This is a genomic window from Streptomyces sp. TOM-9 (genome assembly GCF_056858595.1).
In genome coordinates this window covers 3,878,873-3,901,388 of sequence record NZ_JBXEQB010000001.1, presented here as the reverse complement: position 1 = coordinate 3,901,388, position 22,516 = coordinate 3,878,873, and the positions used below count along the sequence as shown (strand labels likewise).

Genomic DNA, 22,516 nt, shown 5'->3' with positions numbered 1-22,516 from the left:
GGTGTGTCGGTGAGGACGCCGGCCGCGGGGGCCACCCAGTAGGTGGCGTGGCGCCGGAGGCCGCTCGCCGCCACGGTCGCGTACCGGTGCGTGGTCCCTCCTCCCGGTGCGGGGAACGGCTCCACCCGTTCGCGCGCAAGCGCCCGGCCTTGCTCGTGGTGACCGCCGGGTGCCGCGGAGTTTCACCCGCCGGGGTGGTGGGCGTCACGCTTTCGGCCTGTCACAGGCTTGTCACGGATGCGCCGCGATGACCCCATTTGTCCCGATGGTGGGAGAGTGTCCGGCGGGTCGTACGGCACGATTGACCCAAGATGTTCCGCCGGCGGCACAACCCTCGGCGGCCGCGGAGGAGTCAGTACAGACATGAGCAGCAGCAACGCTTCCCCCGGCGGCTGGGAGAACCGGCCTTCCGGCAAGAAGCCGAAGCGCACCGGTGCCCGCAGACTGATCCCGAGCTGGCGCGCGGTGCTCGGCGCGTTCCTGTTGGTCGTGCTGGCGTGCGCGGGGGCGTTCATCATCGGCTACCAGCTGGTCGACATCCCCAAGGCGAACGCGGGTGCGGTCGCGCAGAGCAACGTCTACCTGTACTCCGACGGCACCCAGCTCGCCCGGGACGGTGCGGTCAACCGCGAGAACGTGGGCCTGGACCAGGTGTCCGAGGTCGCCCAGCACGCCACGCTGGCCGCCGAGGACCGCAACTTCTACCACGAGTCCGCGATCAGTCCGAAGGCGATGCTGCGCGCGGCGTGGAACACCGTCACCGGCAAGGGCAAGCAGTCCGGTTCGACCATCACCCAGCAGTACGTCAAGAACTACTACCTCAACCAGGAGCAGACGGCGGTCCGCAAGGCCAAGGAGTTCTTCATCGCGATCAAGCTGGACCGCGAGAAGACCAAGGAGGAGATCCTCGAGGGCTACCTCAACACCAGCTACTACGGCCGCAACGCCTACGGCATCCAGGCCGCCGCCCAGGCCTACTTCGGCAAGGACGCCGACGAACTCGACGCCGCCGAGGGCGCGTACCTGGCGACCCTGCTCAACGCGCCCAGCGAGTACGACATCGTGGCCCACCCGGAGAACAAGGCCAAGGCTCAGGCGCGCTGGGACTACGTGCTGGACGGCATGGTCAAGGAGGGCTGGCTGAGCGAGGGCGAGCGCGCCGGGCTGAAGTTCCCGACCCCGCAGAAGGCCAAGGCCGCCACCGGGATGTCCGGTCAGCGCGGCTACCTGGTCGAGGCCGTCAAGGACTACCTGTACGGGGCCGGGATCCTGGACGAGGAGACGCTGCGCTCCGGCGGTTACCGCATCACCACCACCATCGACCGCAAGAAGGAGAAGGCCTTCGTCAAGGCGGCCGAGGAGCAACTCCTGGACAAGCTCGACCCGAAGAAGCACCCGGTGGACAAGTTCGTGCGGGTCGGCGGCGCGTCCATCGACCCGGCCACGGGCAAGGTCGTCGCGATGTACGGCGGCGTCGACTACACCAAGCAGTTCGTCAACAACGCGACCCGCGCCGACTACCAGGTGGGCTCCACCTTCAAGCCGTTCATCTTCGCCTCCGCCGTCCAGAACGACTCCACCACCCAGAGCGGCCGGCGCATCACCCCGTACACCGTGTACGACGGCCGGAACAAGCGCGAGGTCATCGGGCCGGACGGCCCCACCGGCTACGCCCCGGGGAACGAGGACGGCGTCTCCTACGGGCCGATCACCGTCACCAATGCCATGGACAAGTCCGTGAACTCGGTTTACGCCCAGATGGCGCAGGACGTCGGCCCGGGCAAGGTCAACGACACGGTGCGGGCGCTGGGCATGCCGGAGAAGGTGAAGCTGGTGACCACCCCGGCGATGGCGCTCGGCACGATGACGGCGAGCCCGCTGGACATGGCGCAGACCTACGCGACGCTCGCCAACCACGGCCGCTACGTCCCGTACACCATGGTGGTGAAGATCACCAAGAACGGGCACGACGTCCAGCTGCCCACGCGCCGGCCCACGCAGGCCGTCCACCGCGAGGCCGCCGACACCACGACCTCCATCCTGCGTTCGGTGGTCCGGGGCGGCACCGCCACCGCGGCGCAGGCCGCGGGCCGGCCCGCCGCGGGCAAGACCGGCACGGCGGAGGAGGACAGGGCCGCCTGGTTCGCCGGCTACACCCCGGACCTGGCCACCGTCGTCGCCGTGATGGGCCAGGACTCCCAGACCGGCGCCCAGAAGAAGCTCTACAACGTCACGGGACTGCCCCGGGTCAATGGCGGCGGCTACCCCACGCAGATCTGGGCCCAATACACGGCCGACGCGCTGGAGGGGACGCCGGAGAAGAGCTTCAAGCTGCGGCTGGAGCCCGGGGCCCAGGCCCCGCCGACCTCCGCCCCGCCGGCCACCTCCGCCCCGCCCACCACTTCGGCCCCGCCGACGGCCTCGGCCCCGCCGGAGCCCTCCGAGCCGCCCGGCACGGAGGAACCGCCCACCAGCGAGACGCCGACCGAGCCCAGCGGCCCGGCCAGCCCCGGCGAGGACGGCGGCACCGAGGGCGGCGGACTGCCCATCGGCGGCCTGGACGGCGACCCCGGCGGCGGGGACGATTTCGGGTAGGCACAGGGCCGGGCGCCGCCGGGGTTCCCCCGACGGCGCCCGGTGCGGCCCAGCGCGGGCCTGGGTCAGCGCAGGTCAGTGCCCCGAGGTCGCCTTCAGGCCGACCACGGACACCAGCAGCAGGCAGATGAAGAAGATCCGGGCGGCGGTCGCCGGCTCACCCAGCACGACGATGCCGAGCACCGCCGCGCCGGCCGCCCCGATCCCGACCCACACCCCGTAGGCGGTGCCGATCGGCAGCGTCCTGGCCGCGTACGACAGCAGCAGCATGCTCGCCACGATGCCGAGCCCCGTGCCGACGCTGGGCCACAGCCGGGTGAAGCCGTCGGTGTACTTCATGCCGATCGACCAGCCGACCTCGAGCAGGCCGGCGGCACACAACAGGACCCATGCCACGACGGGCACCTCCACGATCCTCAAGGGGTCAGGGGGCGTCGTCTTTGCATGGGCCCTGGTACGGCGCGTCTCGTCAGGGGACGAACACGACGATAACAAATCAGAGGTAGAGGCCGGTGGAGTCCTCCGAGCCCTGCAGCCGCTCCGCCGCCACGGCGTGCAGGTCCCGCTCACGCATCAGCACGTACGCCGTGCCGCGCACCTCGACCTCGGCCCGGTCCTCCGGGTCGAAGAGCACCCGGTCGCCGACCTCCACGGTCCGTACGTTCTGTCCCACCGCGACCACCTCGGCCCAGGCGAGCCGCTTGCCGACGGCCGCCGTGGCGGGGATCAGGATGCCGCCGCCGGAGCGCCGCTCACCCTCGGGGACGTCGGAGCGCACCAGCACGCGGTCGTGCAGCATGCGGATGGGCAGCTTGTCATGCGTATTCGAACTCACAGGTACGACGTTACCGGCGTCGCCGGCGCAGTGAGAGCCCGGCCACCACGGCGACCAGCGCCACCGCCGCCACCGCGACCGGCACGATGCGCTCCACGCGCGGCGCGCCGTCCTCCGCCACGAAGTGGCCCCGCAGCTCCGTCACACCCCGGTTGACCGCCACGTACGCACGGCCCGCGGTGCGGTCCACCGCGGAGGCGACCTTCGCCTTGGCGTCCGCCGCGATCGTGCTGGGGTGCACCCGCACCGCGATCTCGTCCAGCGTCGCGGCGAGCGCCTGCCGCTTGAGGGCGATGTCCGCCTCGATCTGAGCAGGGCTCCTGCCATCCGACACTGCTCCGCCTCCATCGTCCTTGTCGACCGGTACCGTGCAGACAGTCTGTCAGCCCGTCCGTGCCGATGCCCGTCGGCACCCCGAATCGGAGAACTGCACCATGAGCGAGCGCCTCCAGCCCGGCGACACCGCCCCCGCCTTCACCCTTCCCGACGCCGACGGCAACGAGGTCTCCCTCGCCGGCCACGCGGGCCGCAAGGTCGTCGTGTACTTCTACCCGGCCGCCCTCACGCCCGGTTGCACCAAGCAGGCCTGCGACTTCACCGACAACCTCGACCTGCTCGCGGGCGCCGGCTACGACGTCATCGGGATCTCGCCCGACAAGCCGGAGAAGCTGGCCAAGTTCCGCGAGAAGGAGTCCCTGAAGGTCACCCTGCTCGCCGACCCCGACAAGTCGGTGCTGGAGGCGTACGGCGCCTTCGGCGAGAAGAAGCTGTACGGCAAGGTGGTGACCGGGGTGATCCGCTCCACCGTCGTCGTCGACGAGCAGGGCAAGGTCGAGCACGCCTGGTACAACGTCAAGGCCACCGGCCACGTCGCCAAGCTCATCCGCGACCTGGGCATCTGACGCCCCGTCGGGCCGGGGCCGGTCACGCCCGGGTGTGCGAGCCGGTCAGCGCCGCGTACACCACGACGTTCGCCGAGTAGGACTGGGTGGCGTGGTCGAAGGTGCCGCCGCAGGTGATCAGCCGCAGTTCGGGGCGGACCCCGGAGCCGTACACCCGGTCCGGGCGGAAGCCCGTCTTGTCGACGATCTCCACGCCCTCGACGGCGAACTCGGCGACCGAGCCGTCCGAGCGGGTGACCTCCACCAGGTCGCCCTGGGTGACCGTGCTCAGGGCGTAGAAGACCGCCGCCTTGGTGCGGGTGTCGACGTGCCCGACGATCAGCGCCGCCCCCGCGTCCCCGGGGGCGGGACCGCGCCCGTACCAGCCGGCCACGTTCGGCGTGGTGAACGGCGGCGGGTCCACCGCGCCGTCGGCGGTGAGCCCCCGTTCCACCAGCTTGGCGTGGATGCCGGCCGAGGGGATGTCGATCCGCAGGGGGCGCGCCGGGGACAGCGGCGTGTGCGCCGCGTAGACCTGGGCGGGCCGCCCCGCGGCTCCGGCGTCCGCGGTCGCGGCGGGCGCGGGGGCGCCCGACCCGGAGCCCGGCAGGCCCGGGTGGACGTACCCCCTCAGCCACGCCGCGCCGAGCACCACGATGGTCGCGAGGGTCGCGACCGTACGTCCCTGCACCGGGTCAGTCCCGGGTGCGGCGACGGTGCACGACCAGTCCCGCGGCCCCTGCCACGGCCAGGACCCCGGCCGCCACGATGCCGGGCACGCCCGGCTGCTGCTGCTGCTGCTCCGCCGCGGCCGGGTGCGCCGCCATGGCGCCGCCGCCCGCGGGGACCGGAGCGGACGGGAAGCCGGAGGCGGCCTCGGTGACCTCCAGCGTGCCCTCGTGGGATTTGCCGTCGCAGGTGATGGAGACCCGGTAGGAGCCCGGGGTCAGCCCGGAGCGGACCACGGCGGAGGCGTACATCCCGCCGTCGCTGGCCGGGGCGAGTGTGACCGGGGTGACGAACGCGGAGGAGCTGACGGTGCCGGTCTTGGCGCGGTCGCACTGGTCGGTGCGGACGTCGACGTCGCCGCCGGGGCCGGCCGTACCGGGGGTGATCTTCACCGGGCCGCTGGCGACGCCCCCGACGCCCCCGACACCGCCGACGCCCCCAGTGCCGCCGGTCCCGCCGATGCCTCCAGTGCCGCCGATCCCGCCGATCCCGCCGGTGCCGCCGGTGCCGCCGTCGTTGTCCGGGCCGTTGTCCGAGCCGTTGTCCCCGCGGTCGTTGTCCTCCTGGCCGGAGTCGTCGCGTCCGGAGTCGTCCCGGCCGCCGTTGTCGCGGCCCGAGTCCTCGTGGTCGTTGTCGCTGTTGTTGTCGCCGTTGCCGCGCCCGCTGTCGTCGTCATCGTCATCGTCGTTGTTGTTGTTGTTGTTCTGCCGGCCGTTGTCCTGGCCGTCGTCGTCGCCCTTGTTGCCGAACTGCAGGAGGGGGTTGTTGCTGCCGCCGTCCTGGTCCCCGTCACCCCCGCCTCCGCCACCTCCGCCACCTCCGCCGCCTCCGCCGAACTGGAACGAGGTCCCGCTGGAGTCGTCCGGTCCGTCGTCGGCCACGGCGGCGGGACCGCACAGCGCGATCAGCGTCGCCGCCGCGGCGGCACACAAGGGAACGCGGGCGGCTCCCATGACAGAGCCCATGATCACAACCTCCACTCAACCGGGCTCACGTCGTCGGATTGGTCGGCCCCGGTGTTTCGAAGGTCCCTTCCCGCGCGGGCCCCCGCATGCGGTGGTGGTCCGGACGGGTCGGGGGGTCGCCCGGACCGGGGACAAGGGGCGGACGCCGCGCGCATGTGCACAGGTCACCCGGCCGGACTAGAGTCCGCAGCCATGACAGCGCGCAAGCCCATCGAATCCTGGCTCACCGACATGGACGGCGTCCTGATGCACGAGGGCATCCCGGTGCCCGGCGCGGACGCCTTTATCAAGCGGCTGCGGGACTCGGGCCGCCCGTTCCTCGTCCTGACGAACAACTCGATCTACACCCCCCGCGACCTGGCGGCGCGGCTCAGCCGCATCGGCCTGGACGTGCCGGCCGAGAACATCTGGACCTCCGCGCTGGCCACGGCCCGCTTCCTGGACGACCAGCACCCCGGCGGGACGGCGTACGTCATCGGCGAGGCCGGCCTCACCACGGCCCTGCACGACGCGGGCTACGTGCTGACCGACCACGAACCCGACTTCGTGATCCTCGGCGAGACGCGGACCTACTCCTTCGAGGCCCTCACCAAGGCCATCCGCCTGATCAACGCGGGGTCCCGGTTCATCGCCACCAACCCCGACAACACCGGACCCTCGCCCGAGGGGGCGCTGCCCGCCACCGGCTCGGTCGCCGCCCTGATCACCAAGGCGACGGGGAAGGACCCGTACTTCGTCGGCAAGCCGAACCCGCTGATGATGCGCACCGGCCTCAACACCATCGGCGCGCACTCGGAGACCTCCGCCATGATCGGCGACCGCATGGACACCGACGTGCTGGCGGGCCTGGAGGCCGGGATGCAGACCTTCCTGGTGCTGACCGGCCTGACCAAGGCGGGCGACATCGACCGCTTCCCCTACCGGCCGACCACCGTCGTGGACTCCATCGCGGACCTCGTCGACCTCGTCTGACCTCGGCTGACGACGGCACCGCCCCCGGCCGCGACCGGCCGGGGGCGGGTGGCACCCTCCACGATCCGGGGCGGCCGCACGGTGACGCCGCGCCGCGGGACGTTCACCGGATGATCATCCGCCGGGCGGCGGGAGTTGGGGGCGGCGGAGCATGCTCTCCCCGCATTTCCCCAGCGATCTTGGAAGGGCGTCCACCGATGCTGTCCCGCACCCGCACGGCCACCCTCGTCCCCGGCGCGGTCGCCACCGTGCTCGCCGCCACGATGGTGCCACTCCTCGGCACCCCGGCGGGCGCCGCCTCGTACGGCACCCCGACGATCTCCCTGTCCGCCTCGTACCTCTCCGGCGCGGTCGGTGCCACCGCCGACCCGACCGTCACGGTCACCGTCGCGCAGAGCGGCGCGGACGCCTCGGCGCTCACCGTCGCCGCCTCCGCCAGCACCAAGACCTCGGTCGCCGGCACCGGCGACGTGACCGTCACCGGCACGGGCGGCAGCCGCACCCTGGCGGTCGCCCCCCGCGCCCGCGGCTACGCCGACCTGACGGTCAAGGTGACCGGCCTCGGCGGCAAGACCGCCACCAAGACGCTGCACTTCGCCGCCTCCGCCGCCGTCACCCACGCCGCCGACACCCGGTACACCACCGGCTCCAGCGACGCCTCCGCCGCCGTGGACGTCGGCGGCGGCTACATGGTCGTCGCCGACGACGAGAGCAACGTGCTGCGGCTGTACCGGCGCGACGGCTCCGGCGCCCCCGTGCGCACCTGGGACGTCGGCTCCAAGGCCGGCGCCTCCTCCGAGATCGACATCGAGGCCGGCACCCGGGCGGGCGACACCATCTACTGGACCGGCTCCATGGGCAACAACAAGGACGGCGAGGTGAAGGCCGACCGCTCCACGCTCTTCGCCACCACCGTCACCGGCAGCGGCGCCGACACCCAGCTGACCGTCTCCGGCTACTACGAGGGCCTGCGCGCCGACCTGATCGCCTGGGACAAGGCGGCCGGCAACCGCTACGGCTTCGCCGCGGGCGCCGCCTCCGGTGAGATACCCAAGGCCATCGACGGCTTCAACGCCGAGGGCATGGAGTTCGCCCCCGGCTCGACCAGCACCGCGTACATCGGTTTCCGCGCCCCGCTGGTGCCCCCGGCCTCCGGCGGGAATGCGCTGCTGGTGCCGGTCACCAACCTCGACAAGCTGGTCGGCGGCAAGCCCAACACCTCCGTCCACGCCGCCTTCGGCACCCCGGTCACGCTCGACCTCGGCGGCCTCAGCGTCCGTGACATCCGCCGCAACGCCGCCGGGCAGTACCTGATCCTGGCCGGTTCCTGGGCCGCCGACGACAACAGCGACCCGTACGCCCTCTACTCCTGGGACGGCAACGCCGGCAGCGCGCCCGTCAAGCTGCTCGACCTGCCCACCTCCGACCCGGGCGCCTGGGAGGCCATCGTGGACGTCCCGGACCTGACCGCGGCCGGTGCCCGGGCGCAGCTGATGACCGACAACGGCGCCGCCGACCTCTACGGGGACGGCAAGGAGGCCAAGGACCTCAGCCACCCCGAGTGGCAGAAGTCCCGCAGCAGCTGGTTCACCCTCGGCGGCTGAACCGCAGGGCCGCACCGCCCATGACCAGCAGCACCCCGGCGCCCGTGAGCATCAGCGCGGGCGCCCGGTGCTGTTCGCCCGTGGCGGCCAGACGCGGTGGGGTGTCCGGTGCGCTGCCCGGGGCGGTCTCGTCGCCCTTGCCCGGTACGGGTGCCGGCCCGGATCCCGTACCGGGACCCGTACCCGGTCCGGTGCCGGGACCGGGGCCCGGTCCGGCGCCCACGGAGGGATCCGGTGCCGGGGACCCGCCCGGGCGCGTGCCCGGCCCGTCACCCGGTCCGGTGTCCTCGCCGCCGTCCCCGCCTTCGCCGCCGTCCGGCTGCCCCTCTTCTCCCGGCCGGCCGGGGCGCGGGGACTGCGGCCCGGCCGTGGCGTCCCGGTGGGGGACGACGTCGAAGTCGTAGCCGGCGGACTCCCCGACCCAGTCGCCGTCCGTGCCCCGGCGCTCCATGATCGTGGCCGACGCCGTGACCGGTCCCGCGGGCGTGGGCGCGGTGAAGCGCAGCCGCAGTGCGATCGCCACCTTGCGGCGCGACGGCAGTGTGGTGCCCGGCCCGTCCTTGCCGCCCACCACGGCGATGTTCTCGTCGTTGTCCGTGCGCTCGACGGCCACCGGCCGCCACGAGCGGTCCCGTGCGCTCCCCGGTCCCGCGACGGGGGCCGGCGCCCGGTACTCCAGGCGGATCTGATCGGGCGCCAGCTTCCGTCCGCGGTCGACGAAGACGAGGACCGGGTGCACGTCGCGCAGCGGCCCGTTCGACGTGTTCTCCAGTTCCACCCGGAACTCCTCGGGCCCGGCCCCCGCCGTGTAGGTGTGGGGACCGCCCAGCAGCCGGGCGGTGACCGGGAAGGGCTCCGCGGCCGACTGGGGGGCCGCCGCCACGACCGCTGCCGCCGCGACGGCCAGAGCGCTGCACCACCTCATGGGCAGCGAAGCTCTCACGGTCATCCGCTGATATCACCGCGCGACGCGGCGACGGCCCGCCCCCGCACCCGTACGGGCGGCTAGCCGACCGCCGTCTGGCCGAAGAGCGGCGCCAGCGCCAGCAGCGCGGCCCCTTCGGCGACCACGCGCCGCCCGGCCGCGGCGACGGTGACGGGCACCGTGCGGCCGGCCGCCCGCAGGGTGCGCGGATCCATGGCGGCGGCCACCTCGCGCGCGAAGAGCACGGGGTCCGCCAGCACGGTGCGGCCGCCGAGCACGACCCGGTCGATGTCCAGCAGGGAGACCAGGTTGGCGGCGCCCACGCCGAGCAGCCGCGCGGCCTGCGCCGTGTCGCCGCAGCCGACGGCGGCCAGGCACAGCGCCTCCAGGCAGCCCCGGTTGCCGCAGGCGCACACCGGCCCGTCCAGGGCGACCGCCTGGTGGCCGAACTCTCCCGCGCCGGTGCGGGCGCCGCGGTGCAGGGTGCCGTCGAGCACGAGGCCGGCACCGAGGCCGGTCCCCAGGTGCAGATAGCCGAACGAGTCCCCGGCACCCAGGCCCGCCCCCGCGCCGTCCCCGTCCCCGTTCCCGTTCCCGCCGGGCGGGAGCACGGCGAGGGCCGCCGCGTTGGTGTCCTTGTCCAGCACGACGGGCAGCCCGAGGCGTTCGGCCAGCGCGTCGCGCAGCGGGTAGCCGTCCCATCCCGGCAGGCCCGTGACGCGGTGCAGCACCCCCGCGGTGTGGTCGAGGGGGCCCGGGCAGGCGAGCCCGGCGCCGAGCACCGCCCCGTCCGCGCCGGGCGTGGCGCCGACGGTCTCCCTGACCAGTCCCGCCACCGCCTCCAGCACCTCCCCGGCCGGGCGGCGCAGGTCCAGGGGGACGGTCCTGGCATCCACCACGCCGCCCGCCAGGTCGGCGAGCACCACCGTCAACTCGTCGCGGTCCAGGTGCACCCCCACGGCGTACCGGGCGCGGCGCGCCAGCCGCAGCAGGGTGCGCGGCTTGCCGCCGGTGGGGGCGCCGCGCCCCGCCTCGTCGACCAGGCCGTCGGCCCGCAGCCGTGCGGTGATCTTGCTGACGGCCTGGGGGGTGAGCCCGGTGCGCTCGGCCAGTTCCAGGCGGCTGATGCCGGCGCCCTCGCCCACGGTCGCCGTCCGCAGCAGGCCCAGGACGAGGGCGGCGTTGTGACTGCGCAGCGCGGGCAGGTTGGCCCCGGAGATTCCCCTGTTCACATCTCCCATTGTCAGGTTCGCTTGCGCTTTGGCAACAGCGTTGCTTAAGTGGTGCCATGGCTCCCGCACCTCTTCGCGTCGGGCTGGTCGGCTACGGTCTGGCCGGCTCGGTCTTCCACGCCCCGCTGATCTCCACCACCGACGGCCTCGTCCTGGACACCGTCGTCACCGGCAACCCGGAGCGCCAGGCGCAGGCGCGCGCCGAGCACCCGGACGTCCGCATCGCCGGCCACCCGGACGAGCTGTGGAAGCGCGCCGGCGAGCTCGACCTGATCGTCCTGGCCTCGCCGAACAAGACCCACGTCCCGTTCGCGACCGCCGCACTGGAGGCCTCACTCGCGGTCGTCGTCGACAAGCCGGTCGCCGGCACCGCGGCCGAGGCGCGCGCCCTCGCGGACCTCGCCGACGAGCGCGGCCTGCTGCTCTCGGTCTTCCAGAACCGCCGCTGGGACAACGACTTCCTCACCCTGCGCGGGCTGCTGGAGCGCGGTGAACTGGGCGAGGTGTGGCGCTTCGAGTCCCGCTTCGAGCGGTGGCGGCCGAGCCTGAAGGGCGGCTGGCGCGAGTCCGGCGACCCCGCCGAGATCGGCGGCCTGCTCTACGACCTCGGCAGCCACCTCGTCGACCAGGCGCTGACCCTCTTCGGGCCCGCCGTCAGTGTGTACGGCGAGCTGGACGTGCGCCGGCCCGGCGCCCAGGTGGACGACGACGCCTTCGTGGCCCTGACCCACGCCGGGGGCGTCCGCTCCCATCTGTGGATGAGCGCCACCACCGCGCAGCTCGGCCCCCGCTTCCGGGTGCTCGGCAGCGCCGCCGGATACGTCAAGCACGGCCTGGACCCGCAGGAGGCCGCGCTGCGCGACGGTGCCCGCCCCGCCCCCGGCGCCGTGTGGGGCACCGAACCGGAGGCCGAGTGGGGCACGCTGGGCGCCGGTGACGAGGTGCGCCCCGTGCCGACCGTGCCGGGCGACTACCCGGCGTACTACGCCGCCGTCGCCGCCGCCCTGCGGGACGGCACCGCGCCGCCGGTCACCGCCCGCGAGGCCGCCGACGCGCTCACGGTCATCGAGGCGGCCGCCGTCTCGGCCCGCGAGGGACGGACCGTGCAGCTCACGCCGAAGGCCTGACCCCAGGCTCTTCCCCGGGGCGTACAGCGCCCGGCCCGCGGTCCGCTCCTCCCGGAGCCGCCGGCCGGGCGCTCCTCACCCTCGGGCGCCGGGACCGCGGGAGTGGTCCGGTGCGTCAGGGGAGAGACGGCGCACCCGCACCCCGTCCGGCGGCTCCGGAGGCACGCCGGCGGACACGGTGGGCGCGAGGACGCAGCAGCGGGCGACCCCGACCGCCGCGGCCACCCGTGTCGCCGATGTGCCGTACGGCAGGACTTCCAGCACCGCCGCACGCCCCAGGGACAAGGTCCATGAGGCGTCGGGTGCGGATCTTCGCGGATCGGACAGGGACAGTCGTGAGGAGGCCGCGAGCTTGGCCATGGCCGGACCACGTCCTGGAGGCGTAGGAAACACTTCCGGCGACCGGGGTCCTGGGCCGTCCTGTCAGGCTAGAACACCTGAATGCGGCCGGGCTAGGGCGTGTTGGGGGCGCGCGTACGGGACGCGTGTCAGTTCGTGGGCTCCGGCCAGTCCGGCAGGATCGTGAAGCACCGGGTCAGCCGGGTCGCCCGCAGCGTGCGCAGCGTGAACTCGTCCCGGCACACCAGCCGTACCCGCCCGGAGTGCTCCTCGGCGCGGCGCCGGGCGCGCACCAGTGCCGACAGGCCGCTGCAGTCGATGAACTCCACCGGCCGCAGGTCCACCACGATGTCCGGGCGGTCGGCCCCGGTCAGCGCGTCGAGGGCGGCGGACACCCCGGGCGCGGTGAGCGCGTCCACCTCGCCGCCGAGCGTCACCAGGGTGCTGGACCCGTCGGTGCGCCGGTCGATCCGGGGCATGGTGTTCGTGGCGTCGTCGGACATGGGACGTCTCCGGGGACGGGAGCCTGGCGCCTGCGGCACGGGGACGGGAACGGGACGCCACCGGGGTCCGGGGTGGTGGGCCCAGCCTATGCCCGACGCGCCGTCACCGGCCCGGCCGAGGGCGAACCCGTGACGTCCCCCGCCGGTGGGTCAGTCGCCGGCCCTCCGCAGCGCGTCGGAGTCCGCCGTGCCCGTCACGACACCCCGGGCCAGTTCCGCGAGCCGCACCCGGTGCGTCCGCGCGTACCGCCGCAGCGCCGTGAACGCCTCGTCGACGCCGACGCCCCAGCGCTCCGCCAGCACGCCCTTGGCCTGTTCCAGGACGACCCGGCTGTCCAGCGCGGCCTGCAACTGGGCGGCCAGCGCCTCCTGCCGCTGCCGGGCCCGTTCCTGGAGTATCCCGATGGCGGCGGCGTCCGCGAAGGCCCGGGCCAGCGCCACGTCACCGCCCGGGGGATCGCCGGGCACCCCGCGGAACAGGTTCAGCGCGCCGATCACCTCGGCCCGGCGCCGCAGCGGCACGGCGTACGTCGCGTGGAAGCCCCGGTCGCGGGCGAGCGGGGCGAAGCGCGGCCAGCGGTCGTCGCAGCGCGCGAGGTCCGGGGCGGTGACCACGTCCGAACCCCGGTAGCAGTCCAGACAGGGTCCCTCCTCCCGCTGCCGGCGCAGGAGTTCGCCCGCGCCGCCGCAGCCGGCCGCGGTCCGCAGCTCGCCGCGCCCGTCGTCCAGCAGCAGTCCGGCCGCCGTGACGTCCAGCAGCTCCACGCAGCGGTCGGCCACCCGCTCCAGGAAGACGCCCACGTCGAAGTCGCCGTCCAGGGTGTCGGCGAGGTCCACGAAGACCTCGGCGAGCCGCAGCTCGCGCACACGGTGCGTCGGGTGCTCTGTCACGTCCGGCTCCAGCCCTCGGCGGACACGGCTTCGCCGGGGGATTCTGCCATGGGGAGCAGACGCGGCATTCGACGGGAAAGGCACCGACTGCCCTGATCTGAGGGCCCCTTGACGGTTCGGTATGTCAGGATTGGCGGCGACCGGTCTCGTCCCGCCATCCAAGGGGGAGTGGATGTTCGGCACCAACACCGGCCCGCTGCGCAGGGCGGCCTGCGCCGTGTCCGCCGCCGGACTGCTCTCCATGGCGCTGGGCGGCTGCTTCGGCACCGGCAAGCCCGGGGGGAACCAGGACAAGGGCGGCGGCAGCAGCCCCGGGAGCACCGCCGGGGCGCCGTTCTGGGTCAACCCGGACACGGCCGCGGCCCGTCAGGCGGCGCAGTGGCGCCAGGAAGGCCGGGAGGCCGACGCCGCACTGCTGGAACGGATCGCGGGCCGGCCCGTCGCCGAGTGGATCGGCCAGGACGACGCACAGGACCGGGCCAGGGGCTACACCGAGGCCGCCGCCCGCGACGGCCGGACACCCGTGCTCGTGCTCTACAACATCCCGCACCGCGACTGCGGTCAGTACTCCCAGGGGGGCGCCGCCGACGGCGCCGCCTACCGCGCCTGGGTCGACGCGGTCGCCGCCGGCATCGGTGAGCGCGAGGCGCTGGTGGTGCTCGAACCGGACGCCCTCACCCACATCGTCGACGGCTGCACGCCCCGCGAGTTCCAGAAGGAGCGCTACGCCCTGCTGACCCACGCCGTGGACACCCTGGGCGCGCTGCCCCGCGTGCGGGTCTACCTCGACGCCGGCAACGCCGGCTGGGTCAGCGACCCCGCCCGCCTGGCCGGCCCGCTGCGGGCGGCCGGCGTCGCCGCGGCGGACGGCTTCGCCCTCAACACCTCGAACTTCTACAGCACCGCCGCGAACACCGCGTACGGCAGGAAGCTGTCCGCGCGGCTCGGCGGCAAGCACTTCGTCATCGACACCAGCCGCAACGGCCGTGGCCCCCTCGACGGCGCCCACGACGAGGCCTGGTGCAACCCGCCCGGCCGCGGCCTGGGCACCCCGCCCACCACCGACACCGGTGACGAACTCGTCGACGCCTACCTGTGGATCAAGCGTCCCGGCGACTCCGACGGCACCTGCAAGGGCGGCCCGCGGGCGGGTGACTGGTGGCCCGAGTACGCCCTGGGACTGGCCCGGCGCGCGGCCTCCTGACCGCCCGCCGGGCCCCTCCCGTCAGGTCACCCGCACCCAGCGCGCCTGCGACGGCGTGCCCTCGTCGTCGGTGACGACCAGCATGTACCAGCCTGGCGGCACGATCGACGGGTCCTCGGGGACGGTCACGCTCACCGACCCCTCGCCGCGCTCCACGTCCAGCGCGATCGACCGCTGCTCCACGTCGGTGGCGTGGGTGACCGCGCTCGGCCGCATCAGCCGTGCCGCCTCGATGCGCTCCGCGTGCGCGGCCCGGAAGGTGGCCGTGCCGCCGCGCCGGAGGGCTTGCGGGCCCGCGCCGAGCGAGGGCCGGGAGCCCCGGTAGCGGTACGCCGGGGTGTAGACCTCGATCCTCTGCTCGAAGAAGCCCGGCTTGGTGTCGGCCGGGTCCCCGAAGAGCGGGTTGGACCCGAAGACCGCCACCCGGCCGTCGGGCAGCAGCAGCGCCTCGGAGTGGTAGTTGCGGCCCACCGACGGGTCGGCGGCCTCCCGGAAGGTGTCGTCCGCCGGGTCGTAGATCTGCGCCCGCAGGACGTCGCTGCCGCCGCGGCCCCGGTAGTCACGGGAGCCGCCGGTGGTGAACACGGTGTCGTCCGGCAGGATCACCGTGTTCAGGTAGCGGGTGGGCTCGGGCAGGTCGGGGCCCGTCGTGTACCGCGGGTCCGCGGCGTCCAGGTCCACCACGGCGGTGCGGGTGGTCGAGGAGTGCGACTCGCCGACCCCGCCGCCGCCCAGCACCATCACCTTCTGGTCCTGCGCGGGCGGCAGCAGCACCGAGCCGGCCGTCTCCAGGTCCTCGGCGTCCTCCAGCCCGGGGACCTCGGTGAAGCGGTTGGTGCGCAGGTCCCACACGCCCGGGACACGGCCCTCGTCCGCCGGCCCGTACCCCGCGTTGGCGCCCGAGTAGAAGATCTTCCCGCCCTTCATCAGGAAGAGCGCGGGGTAGGTGGGGAAGTAGCGCTCGCCGGTGTACGCCCACGTCCGGGTCTTCGGGTCGTAGACCTCGTTCTTGCCCGGGACGACCTGGCCGATGTCGTCCAGCCCCGAGACGGAGAGCACCCGCCCGTCGGCGAGGGTGACCAGCGTCGGGTACCAGCGGGCCTCGTTCATCGGGTCGACCGGGACGTAGGCCTCGGCCACCGGGTCGAACTCGTACGCGTTCTTGATCCCCTGGAAGTCCTTCTTGTCCAGGCCGAGCTTGGTGGCCAGCCCGTAGAAGTTCTCCCGGTCCTCGCCCTCCAGGCCACGGATCCCGTACTGCGCCGCGGTGTTGACGATGCCCTTCTCGCCCTTGACCAGCGACTGCACGAACACCCGTGCCTCGCTCGCGGTCACGGTGACCTTGCCGGTCCTGGCGTCGACGGTCTTCTTGGCGCGGGGCACGTTGACGGGGAACTCCGACCGGAAGGCCCGGCCGTTCTCGTCGTTGACGAAGACCGTGCCCTCGGGGAAGGTCCGCGGCTTGTCCGGGTCCTCGTTCTTGATGAGCATCGCGCCGCCCGCCCGGTCCACGGCCTCCTTGAGCTTCTCGTAGCGGGCGGTGCCGCCGGCCACCAGCAGCGTGCCGTCGGCCAGCTGGGTGTGCCCGGCGCAGAACATGTCCTTGGGGGTGCCGATCTCCTTGAAGGTGTTCTCCACCGGGTCCCAGAGCACGCTCTTGAAGGACTTGGCCTTGAAGTTCCGCTCGTCGTTGCCGGAACCGGCGATCAGCAGCACCTTCCCGGTGTGCAGCAGCGCCGCGTGGATGGCGTTGACGCGGAACTCCTCGGGCACCTCGACCATGTCCCAGTGGCCGTACGCGGCCTTGTACCCGGGCTGGTTGATCTTGTAGTCGTGGTACTTCTCCGCCGAGTAGCCGTAGATCGCGGGCGCGTTCATCCCGGCGAGCACCCCCACGGCCGTGCTCCCGACGGCGATCTTCCGCAGTCTGCGGCTGGGTCGGTAGCTCATCGGGCGGCGCTCCTGGAACGGACGAGGGACAGGGACCAGACGGCGATCGGTGCCAGGGTCAGGACGAGGGCCAGCGTTGCCCACGTGCGCATCGCCACGTGGGTGTGGCCGTTGAAGAAGCTGGCGGCGAGCGAGCCGCCGAAGACGAGCAGCCAGAACAGGTGGACGCGGAAGGTGGACAGCAGCCGGTCCGGGCTCGCGGAGTCCCCCTTGGGGGTGACCACGAACCTGCTCTTGCGCCGCAGCACCGCGTCCATCAGCGAGCGGGCGTAGATCGGCGCGGACAGCGCCGACATCACCATGCCCGCCGCGCCCGAGGAGCCCTCCGGCTCGTGGGGGCTGACGTTGTGCCGCCGGTTCCACACGTACAGGCCGATCTGGAGCGCGGCGGCGTCGCTGTAGAGCATCATCCAGACCTCGGAGTCGATCTGGATGCCCGAGGCGCCGAGCCCGAGGAACAGCGCGCAGCTGAGGCCGCCCAGGAGCCAGTTGACCGCCGTCATCGGGTAGTAGACGACCATCAGCGTGTAGTTGAGCAGGCGGCCGGGGGAGAGGGTGAACGGCACCTTCCAGAACTGCTTGATGAGCGTCTCGTAGGTGCCGCGGCTCCAGCGCAGCTGCTGGGTGAAGAAGTCGGTCCAGGAGGACGGTCCCTCGCCGACGGCGAGGACGTCCGGGGTGTAGACCGAGCGCCACTTGCGGCCGGTGGCGGGGTTGCGGTGCCGGTGCAGTTCCAGGCCGGTGGCCATGTCCTCGGTGATGGAGTCGTACAGCCCGCCGATGCTTCTGATGGCGCTGATGCGCACCGCGTTGTTGGTCCCGACGAACATGGGGGAGCCGTAGGCGTTGCCGGCCCGCTGGATGAGCGCGTGGAAGAGGAACTGCTGGCTCTCGGCGGCCTTGGTCACCGCGCTGTCGTAGTTGCCGTAGACCTGCGGGCCGACGACGAAGGCGACGTCCGGGTCCCGGAAGTAACCGAGCATGCGCTCCAGGAAGTTGGGGAGCGGGACGTGGTCGGTGTCGACGGAGGCGAAGACGTCGTAGTCGTCGCCGTGGGCGTCGAGCCAGGCGTTGTAGTTGCCGTGCTTGGTGCGGGCGCGGAAGGGGCCGGTGGGCCGGTTCCACCGCTCCACGCCCTTGCGGGTGAAGTGGCGTACGTTCAGGCGCTCGCACAGGCTCTTGACGTCGGGGTCGTCGCCCTCGTCCAGGAGCCAGATGTGCAACGTGCCGCGGTGGCGCAGGCGGACCGCGGCCTCCAGGGTCGCCCGCACCATCGCCAGGGGCTCCTTGCCCGGGACGAAGGTGGTCACGAAGGCGACCTTGCTGCCCTTCTCGGGTACGACGGGTACCGGATCGCGCGCGACGAGCGTCGCATGGGCGTTGGACGTCACGTTGATCAGCCGGAAGAGCTCGATCAGGCCGATGGATATGAGCATCACGGCGTCGGCGGCGACCAGCCAGCCCGGCGCGTGTTCCCGGCGGGTCCAGTGGGCCGGCTGCATCAGCCAGGCGAGCAGCACCGCCGAGAGCACCGGGGCCGCGCCGAGCAGCAGCGCCGCGCGGATCCGGTGGGGTTCCTCCGCGAGCAGGCTGCGGTACTTCACCCGGTACGGGACTCCGGGTTCCGGCTCGGTGAGCGGGCCGGCGAGCCTGCTGTAGTGCTCGTAGTCGTACCGGGGCGCCGCTGCGCCGGATTCCGGCCGGGACGGGCCGGGGCGGGAGCGCCGGGGTATGACGGGCACGGGCGTGCCGGCCCGAGGGTCGGTCGTGTACTGCTGGGCGCCGGATGTCGGCGGCATGTGGATGCTCCCCCCGAAGCATGTCGCGCCGCTGTCGCGGCGGTGTTGGCGCCCCGGGCGCTGCGGCCCCCCGCCCCCGGGGCATGCGTGGGCGTTCTGTGGCCTCCGGGTCGCGTGAGGCCGGCTATGACTCGTCAACGACCGGACCACCGTGAGGTAACGCCTGAATCCACCCCTCTCGCCCCGGGGCCCTCCCCTGGGCCCGTACACGGAAAAGCCGCCGGAATCCGACCCGTTGGCTCACCGGTGAGGGCGCATGTGTCCGGTTGGCGCATGGATGTCCCGCGGATCCAGCGTCCCGGAATGCCCGTCTTGATGGCAAGGCGCGAAACGAGTTGTTAACAGGTCGTATGAGCGATTTGGTCCGGTTGTCGGCTCACAGCTCGACGGAGGCCTCGTCCTCGGTCACGTGCGTCCCCATCCGGGCCAGCAGCAGGGCGACGTCGTCGTCGGGGGACTGCAGCTGCGCGCCCAGCACGACGTCGCAGGTGTCCTCCAGCGAGCGGCGGCGGCTCTTGAGCTTGAGGACGCGCATCAGGGTGCGCAGCCCCACGTCGATCGACTGCCGCCGGTCCTCGACCAGCCCGTCGGTGAACAGCGCCAGCAAGGTGCCCTCGGCGAGCTTCCGCTCCACCGTGTGGAAACGGATCCCTCCGACGCCCAGCGGCACCGCGTTGGGCAGGTCGATCAGCTCGGCGCGGCCGCCGGGCGGCACCAGCACCGGCGGCAGGTGCCCGGCGGTGGAGAACTGGCAGCGGCCCGTCGCGGGGTCGCAGACGGCGTAGACGCAGGTGGCGATGAAGTCGCCCTCGGCGCTGCCGGTGATGTTGTCGAGGTGCGCCAGCACCTCGTCCGGCGGCAGGTCGAGCCGGGCGAAGGCCCGGGTCGCCGTGCGCAGCTGGCCCATGATCGCCGCCGCGTGCAGGCCCTTGCCCATCACGTCCCCGACGATCAGCCCGACCTTGCCGTCCCGCAGCTGCAGGACGTCGTACCAGTCCCCGCCGACCTCCCGGACGGCGGGGATGTAGCGGGCGGAGATCTCCATCCCGTCCACGCGTGGCGGCTCGTGCGGCAGCAGGCTGCGCTGGAGGGTGAGCGCGGCGTTGCGCTCACCCGCGTAGAGCCGCGCGTTGTCGATGGATATCGCGGCCCGGGCGGCCAGCTCCACCGCCAGCGTGCGGTCCTCGTCGTCGAAGGGCTTCTGGTTGCGGGTGCGGAACATCCCGACCGCCCCCAGCACCTCGCCGCGGGCGATGAGCGGCGCGGCGAGGTACGAGTGCGCGCCCGCCCGCTTCAGCTGGGCGGCGGCCCGGTCGTCGCGGGCTATGCGGCGCAGCATGCGGCTGCTCACCCGGTGCACGACCACCGGCTGGCCCTCCCGCACGGCCTTGGTGATCAGCCGGTCGTCGGCGTACCGGGCCAGCTCCCCGACCGGGTCGACGGCGCCGATCGCCTCGCTGGACTCGGCGGCCGCGACCGCCAGCGCCCGGAACTCGGCCGACTGCTGGGCGCGCACCTTGGGCACCGGGCCGCCGCGCAGCACCTCGTCCAGGACGTCGACGGTGGCGATGTCGGCGAGCGTGGGCACCACCACCGAGGCCAGTTCCCGGGCGGTCTGCTGCAGGTCCAGCGTGGTGCCGATCCGGGTCCCTGCCTCGGCGATCACCGCGAGCCGGCCGCGGGCCTCGGCGATCTCCTCGGCCGCCTGGTGGCGCTCGGTGAAGTCCGCGATCGACGCGGCCAGGCCCAGCACCCGCCCGGTGGGGTCCTGGATCCGGTAGTACGAGATCGACCAGGCGTGGTCGTGCTCCTGGTCGGCGTACGTCCTGACCACGGTGTCCAGGTCCAGCAGCGGCTCCCCGGTCTCCAGCACCTGCCGCATCCGGGCCTCGATCGCCCGGAACTCCGCCCCTGGCGAGATCTCGCGCACCCGGCGCCCCAGCATGGCCGCTGCGGGCAGGCCGTGCAACTCCTCCATGGCCCGGTTGACGCGCACGATCCGCAGGTCCGTGTCGAAGACGGCCAGCCCGATCGGGGACTGGTCGACGAGGCTGCTGGACAGCGCCATGTCCGTCTCCACGCGCCGCACGGTGGACAGGTCGGCGCCCAGGCCCAGCGCGTAGACGCCGCCGTCCACGTCGTGCATCCGCATGTTGCGGAACTCCACGTCACGGGTCGTGCCGTCGGCGTGCACGATCGGGAACACGCCCTGCCAGATGGCACCCGCCCTGACCTGCTTGAACAGCTCGGTGACCAGCTCCAGCTTGTCGGGCGCGACCAGCAGCAGGCCGGCGTTCTGGCCCAGGGCCTCTTCCGCCGAGTAGCCGAACAGGCGTTCGGCCTCCGGGCTCCACAGCACGATGTGACCGGTGCGGTCCAGCACCATCGCCGCCACCTGCAGCAGGTCGAGCAGGCCTCCGGGCGAGGCGGCCCCTGGACTCGGCCGGGCCTCCCTGCCCGTGCCGGGCGGCGGCGGATCGTGCTCGCGCATGGCCTCCTCGTGAGCCCCCGTAGAGCTCTCACATCATCGTTAGGGGATATTTTCGCACTGAGTCACCCTGGGCGCCGCCCTTCCCCCACAAACGAGCGAGGGCGCCCTTCCCGAAGGAAGGACGCCCTCACATTGTGCGCCGCCAGGGACTCGAACCCCGAACCCGCTGATTAAGAGTCAGCTGCTCTGCCAGTTGAGCTAGCGGCGCTCACCGACAGAGAGGATCCTACCTGACCAGTGGCGGTGCTCCCGACCACCTCGTCCAGGAGCGCGGGGTCGTCGTCCAGCCAGCCGAGGCGGACCATCTTCACCCCCGCCTGGAACCGGCTGTCGGCCCCTATCTGCTGCATCAGCTCGGCCACTATCCGCCGCACCGTCCGGTCGGACAGGCCCAGCTTGCGGCCGATGGCCTCGTCCGTCAGCCCCGAGGCGAGCAGCCGGACGACCTCCCGGTGCCGTGCGGCGGGCGCGGCGCCGACGTCGTCGGTGAACAGGTCCGAGGCGGCCGCCCAGCAGTGCTCGAACATCTGGCGCAGCACGGCCACCATGGCGGGGCTGCGCAGGACCATGGCGGAGCCGGAGCCGCCCTCGCCGGCGCCCTCGTCGAGCCCCAGCGCCGGCACGACGGCGAGGGTGTGGTCCACGATGATCATCTTCATGGGCAGCGTCGCGGTCGTGCGCACCTCGCCGCCGTCGTTGACGAAGGTCCTCAGATGCGTGCGGATGTTCGGAACGGCCGCCGCGGTCGCCAGGTAGATGGACCGCTGGCGGACCCCGCGGCCGAGGGCCTCGCGATTGCGGGTGTCGCCGAGGTGCTCCTCCTGCACGCTGGCGTGCATCGAGAGGATCTCGGTGGTGACGGTGCTGGCCGCCTCGTCCAGGATGGCCGCGATCTGCGCGGGCTGTGCCGCCACCTCGATGCGCGCCTCGGCGAGCTGACGCATGTGCACGGGCTGGAACTCGGCCGCCACGCGGCTCAGCGCGGTGTGGGCGTTCGTGATCGTCTGGACCAGTTCCTCGGTGCGTCGCCGGCTGCCCTCGATCAGCTGGGCCATCGCCGTCGCGGGGGAGTGGACCGACCAGCCGCTGCGGGAGGAGGGGAACTGCGCGGCAAGACCCAGATCCGCCAGGCAGCGCACCGCCGCGTCCAGTTCCCCGTGTGACCATCCGGTGAGGGCACAGACGCTTTCGGGCGCCCAGTCGGCGTCGGCGAGCGCCAGGGCGTAGAGTTCCTGCGCCCGGGCGCGCAGAAGGTCGTCGGTCACTGCTCGCACCCCCAATGCTTCACGTCACCCCCGGCTTCGATCAGGTTAAGGGGCGGGGCTCGTGTATGGACCCTTCGGGGCCCATCCGGTCCCATGTGTCCGCATAGGGCCATGTCCGAATCCGGAACGCGAAAACTACAGACCAGCGGCTTGGCGTCCGACAGAATTCAGTCAGTCGTACGGTTCCCCCAGACCGGACCGGCACCCCC

At 72.9% G+C, this 22,516-nt stretch carries 21 protein-coding genes and 1 tRNA gene; 8 read left to right on the top strand and 14 right to left on the bottom strand.

Going from position 1 to position 22,516, the window contains the following annotated elements:
• Positions 1 to 363: 363 nt before the first annotated feature.
• Positions 364 to 2,595 carry a transglycosylase domain-containing protein gene (locus tag AC1VWI_RS18155; protein ID WP_499512062.1) on the top strand — a complete coding sequence of 744 codons (2,232 nt, stop codon included), beginning with the start codon at positions 364 to 366 and terminating at the stop codon, positions 2,593 to 2,595.
• A 75-nt stretch (positions 2,596 to 2,670) separates the two neighbouring features.
• Here the strand turns inward: AC1VWI_RS18155 and AC1VWI_RS18150 are convergent, their stop codons facing one another.
• The 3 genes from AC1VWI_RS18150 to AC1VWI_RS18140 form a co-directional block, all read right to left on the bottom strand.
• Positions 2,671 to 2,991: a DMT family transporter gene (locus AC1VWI_RS18150; protein WP_089225959.1), complete on the bottom strand. Its 321-nt coding sequence runs from the start codon at positions 2,989 to 2,991 to the stop codon at positions 2,671 to 2,673.
• 100 nt (positions 2,992 to 3,091) lie between these two features.
• Positions 3,092 to 3,430 carry a GroES family chaperonin gene (locus tag AC1VWI_RS18145; RefSeq protein ID WP_026251892.1) on the bottom strand — a complete coding sequence of 113 codons (339 nt, stop codon included), beginning with the start codon at positions 3,428 to 3,430 and terminating at the stop codon, positions 3,092 to 3,094.
• A 10-nt stretch (positions 3,431 to 3,440) separates the two neighbouring features.
• On the bottom strand, positions 3,441 to 3,764 hold the full coding sequence (locus tag AC1VWI_RS18140) for a DUF3618 domain-containing protein (RefSeq protein WP_361801395.1): 324 nt from the start codon (positions 3,762 to 3,764) through the stop codon (positions 3,441 to 3,443).
• A 100-nt stretch (positions 3,765 to 3,864) separates the two neighbouring features.
• Here AC1VWI_RS18140 and bcp point away from each other — a divergent pair, with 100 nt between their 5' ends.
• Complete coding sequence (gene bcp / locus AC1VWI_RS18135; RefSeq protein ID WP_499512061.1) at positions 3,865 to 4,332, top strand: thioredoxin-dependent thiol peroxidase; 468 nt, start codon at positions 3,865 to 3,867, stop codon at positions 4,330 to 4,332.
• 22 nt (positions 4,333 to 4,354) lie between these two features.
• Here the strand turns inward: bcp and AC1VWI_RS18130 are convergent, their stop codons facing one another.
• Positions 4,355 to 5,002 carry a class F sortase gene (locus tag AC1VWI_RS18130; protein ID WP_499512060.1) on the bottom strand — a complete coding sequence of 216 codons (648 nt, stop codon included), beginning with the start codon at positions 5,000 to 5,002 and terminating at the stop codon, positions 4,355 to 4,357.
• 4 nt (positions 5,003 to 5,006) lie between these two features.
• Complete coding sequence (locus AC1VWI_RS18125; protein WP_499512059.1) at positions 5,007 to 6,005, bottom strand: hypothetical protein; 999 nt, start codon at positions 6,003 to 6,005, stop codon at positions 5,007 to 5,009.
• Positions 6,006 to 6,197: 192 nt separating this feature from the next.
• Between AC1VWI_RS18125 and AC1VWI_RS18120 the strand changes: the two genes are divergently transcribed.
• On the top strand, positions 6,198 to 6,977 hold the full coding sequence (locus tag AC1VWI_RS18120; RefSeq protein ID WP_499512058.1) for an HAD-IIA family hydrolase: 780 nt from the start codon (positions 6,198 to 6,200) through the stop codon (positions 6,975 to 6,977).
• 197 nt (positions 6,978 to 7,174) lie between these two features.
• Positions 7,175 to 8,581 (top strand): hypothetical protein, encoded by a 1,407-nt coding sequence (locus tag AC1VWI_RS18115; protein WP_499512057.1) that lies wholly within the window; start codon positions 7,175 to 7,177, stop codon positions 8,579 to 8,581.
• Here AC1VWI_RS18115 and AC1VWI_RS18110 read toward each other — a convergent pair.
• Both AC1VWI_RS18110 and AC1VWI_RS18105 read right to left on the bottom strand, forming a co-directional pair.
• Positions 8,565 to 9,530, bottom strand: coding sequence for a hypothetical protein (locus tag AC1VWI_RS18110; RefSeq protein ID WP_499512056.1), 966 nt, complete (start codon positions 9,528 to 9,530; stop codon positions 8,565 to 8,567). The two genes, AC1VWI_RS18115 and AC1VWI_RS18110, sit on opposite strands and share 17 nt — an antisense overlap.
• A 56-nt stretch (positions 9,531 to 9,586) precedes the next feature.
• Complete coding sequence (locus AC1VWI_RS18105; RefSeq protein ID WP_499512055.1) at positions 9,587 to 10,747, bottom strand: ROK family transcriptional regulator; 1,161 nt, start codon at positions 10,745 to 10,747, stop codon at positions 9,587 to 9,589.
• A gap of 47 nt (positions 10,748 to 10,794) precedes the next feature.
• Between AC1VWI_RS18105 and AC1VWI_RS18100 the strand changes: the two genes are divergently transcribed.
• Entirely contained in the window at positions 10,795 to 11,865 is a 1,071-nt protein-coding gene (locus tag AC1VWI_RS18100) for a Gfo/Idh/MocA family oxidoreductase (protein WP_499512054.1), read from the top strand.
• 488 nt (positions 11,866 to 12,353) lie between these two features.
• Here AC1VWI_RS18100 and AC1VWI_RS18095 read toward each other — a convergent pair whose 3' ends face one another.
• Both AC1VWI_RS18095 and AC1VWI_RS18090 read right to left on the bottom strand, forming a co-directional pair.
• Positions 12,354 to 12,707 carry an STAS domain-containing protein gene (locus AC1VWI_RS18095; protein WP_499512053.1) on the bottom strand — a complete coding sequence of 118 codons (354 nt, stop codon included), beginning with the start codon at positions 12,705 to 12,707 and terminating at the stop codon, positions 12,354 to 12,356.
• A 150-nt stretch (positions 12,708 to 12,857) separates the two neighbouring features.
• The gene (locus tag AC1VWI_RS18090; RefSeq protein ID WP_499512052.1) at positions 12,858 to 13,598 is read right to left on the bottom strand and encodes a GAF and ANTAR domain-containing protein; all 741 of its coding nucleotides are present in this window, start codon (positions 13,596 to 13,598) and stop codon (positions 12,858 to 12,860) included.
• Between the two features lie 172 nt (positions 13,599 to 13,770).
• Here AC1VWI_RS18090 and AC1VWI_RS18085 point away from each other — a divergent pair, with 172 nt between their 5' ends.
• Entirely contained in the window at positions 13,771 to 14,802 is a 1,032-nt protein-coding gene (locus AC1VWI_RS18085) for a glycoside hydrolase family 6 protein (protein WP_499512051.1), read from the top strand.
• 21 nt (positions 14,803 to 14,823) lie between these two features.
• Here the strand turns inward: AC1VWI_RS18085 and glxA are convergent, their stop codons facing one another.
• The 5 genes from glxA to AC1VWI_RS18060 all read right to left on the bottom strand — a co-directional run bounded on the left by glxA (position 14,824) and on the right by AC1VWI_RS18060 (position 21,449).
• Positions 14,824 to 16,752, bottom strand: coding sequence for a radical copper oxidase GlxA (glxA, locus tag AC1VWI_RS18080; protein WP_499512050.1), 1,929 nt, complete (start codon positions 16,750 to 16,752; stop codon positions 14,824 to 14,826).
• Positions 16,749 to 18,551 carry a glycosyltransferase family 2 protein gene (locus AC1VWI_RS18075; RefSeq protein WP_499512049.1) on the bottom strand — a complete coding sequence of 601 codons (1,803 nt, stop codon included), beginning with the start codon at positions 18,549 to 18,551 and terminating at the stop codon, positions 16,749 to 16,751. Before AC1VWI_RS18075 ends, glxA begins: the two co-directional genes overlap by 4 nt.
• A 376-nt stretch (positions 18,552 to 18,927) precedes the next feature.
• A complete protein-coding gene (locus AC1VWI_RS18070) occupies positions 18,928 to 21,042 on the bottom strand; it encodes a SpoIIE family protein phosphatase (RefSeq protein ID WP_499512048.1) in 2,115 nt (704 codons plus the stop codon).
• 135 nt (positions 21,043 to 21,177) lie between these two features.
• Positions 21,178 to 21,250, bottom strand: a tRNA-Lys gene (locus tag AC1VWI_RS18065).
• The gene (locus AC1VWI_RS18060) at positions 21,213 to 21,449 is read right to left on the bottom strand and encodes a hypothetical protein (RefSeq protein WP_499516844.1); all 237 of its coding nucleotides are present in this window, start codon (positions 21,447 to 21,449) and stop codon (positions 21,213 to 21,215) included. The genes AC1VWI_RS18065 and AC1VWI_RS18060 overlap by 38 nt, the downstream gene beginning before the upstream one ends.
• Between AC1VWI_RS18060 and AC1VWI_RS18055 the strand changes: the two genes are divergently transcribed.
• On the top strand, positions 21,448 to 21,798 hold the full coding sequence (locus tag AC1VWI_RS18055) for a hypothetical protein (RefSeq protein WP_499512047.1): 351 nt from the start codon (positions 21,448 to 21,450) through the stop codon (positions 21,796 to 21,798). The genes AC1VWI_RS18060 and AC1VWI_RS18055 overlap by 2 nt on opposite strands.
• Entirely contained in the window at positions 21,756 to 22,205 is a 450-nt protein-coding gene (locus AC1VWI_RS18050; protein WP_499512046.1) for a hypothetical protein, read from the top strand. Before AC1VWI_RS18055 ends, AC1VWI_RS18050 begins: the two co-directional genes overlap by 43 nt.
• The last annotated feature ends 311 nt before the right edge of the window (positions 22,206 to 22,516 follow it).

Excerpts from the sequence above, each read along its gene's own strand:
- AC1VWI_RS18155 (WP_499512062.1), top strand. The coding sequence starts at position 364 with ATGAGCAGCAGCAACGCTTCCCCCGGCGGCTGGGAGAACCGGCCTTCC.
- bcp (WP_499512061.1), top strand. The coding sequence starts at position 3,865 with ATGAGCGAGCGCCTCCAGCCCGGCGACACCGCCCCCGCCTTCACCCTT.
- AC1VWI_RS18125 (WP_499512059.1), bottom strand. The coding sequence starts at position 6,005 with ATGGGCTCTGTCATGGGAGCCGCCCGCGTTCCCTTGTGTGCCGCCGCG.
- AC1VWI_RS18120 (WP_499512058.1), top strand. The coding sequence starts at position 6,198 with ATGACAGCGCGCAAGCCCATCGAATCCTGGCTCACCGACATGGACGGC.
- AC1VWI_RS18115 (WP_499512057.1), top strand. The coding sequence starts at position 7,175 with ATGCTGTCCCGCACCCGCACGGCCACCCTCGTCCCCGGCGCGGTCGCC.
- AC1VWI_RS18110 (WP_499512056.1), bottom strand. The coding sequence starts at position 9,530 with ATGACCGTGAGAGCTTCGCTGCCCATGAGGTGGTGCAGCGCTCTGGCC.
- AC1VWI_RS18105 (WP_499512055.1), bottom strand. The coding sequence starts at position 10,747 with ATGGGAGATGTGAACAGGGGAATCTCCGGGGCCAACCTGCCCGCGCTG.
- AC1VWI_RS18100 (WP_499512054.1), top strand. The coding sequence starts at position 10,795 with ATGGCTCCCGCACCTCTTCGCGTCGGGCTGGTCGGCTACGGTCTGGCC.
- AC1VWI_RS18095 (WP_499512053.1), bottom strand. The coding sequence starts at position 12,707 with ATGTCCGACGACGCCACGAACACCATGCCCCGGATCGACCGGCGCACC.
- AC1VWI_RS18085 (WP_499512051.1), top strand. The coding sequence starts at position 13,771 with ATGTTCGGCACCAACACCGGCCCGCTGCGCAGGGCGGCCTGCGCCGTG.
- glxA (WP_499512050.1), bottom strand. The coding sequence starts at position 16,752 with ATGAGCTACCGACCCAGCCGCAGACTGCGGAAGATCGCCGTCGGGAGC.
- AC1VWI_RS18075 (WP_499512049.1), bottom strand. The coding sequence starts at position 18,551 with ATGCCGCCGACATCCGGCGCCCAGCAGTACACGACCGACCCTCGGGCC.
- AC1VWI_RS18070 (WP_499512048.1), bottom strand. The coding sequence starts at position 21,042 with ATGCGCGAGCACGATCCGCCGCCGCCCGGCACGGGCAGGGAGGCCCGG.
- AC1VWI_RS18055 (WP_499512047.1), top strand. The coding sequence starts at position 21,448 with ATGGCCTCGTCCGTCAGCCCCGAGGCGAGCAGCCGGACGACCTCCCGG.
- AC1VWI_RS18050 (WP_499512046.1), top strand. The coding sequence starts at position 21,756 with ATGCGTGCGGATGTTCGGAACGGCCGCCGCGGTCGCCAGGTAGATGGA.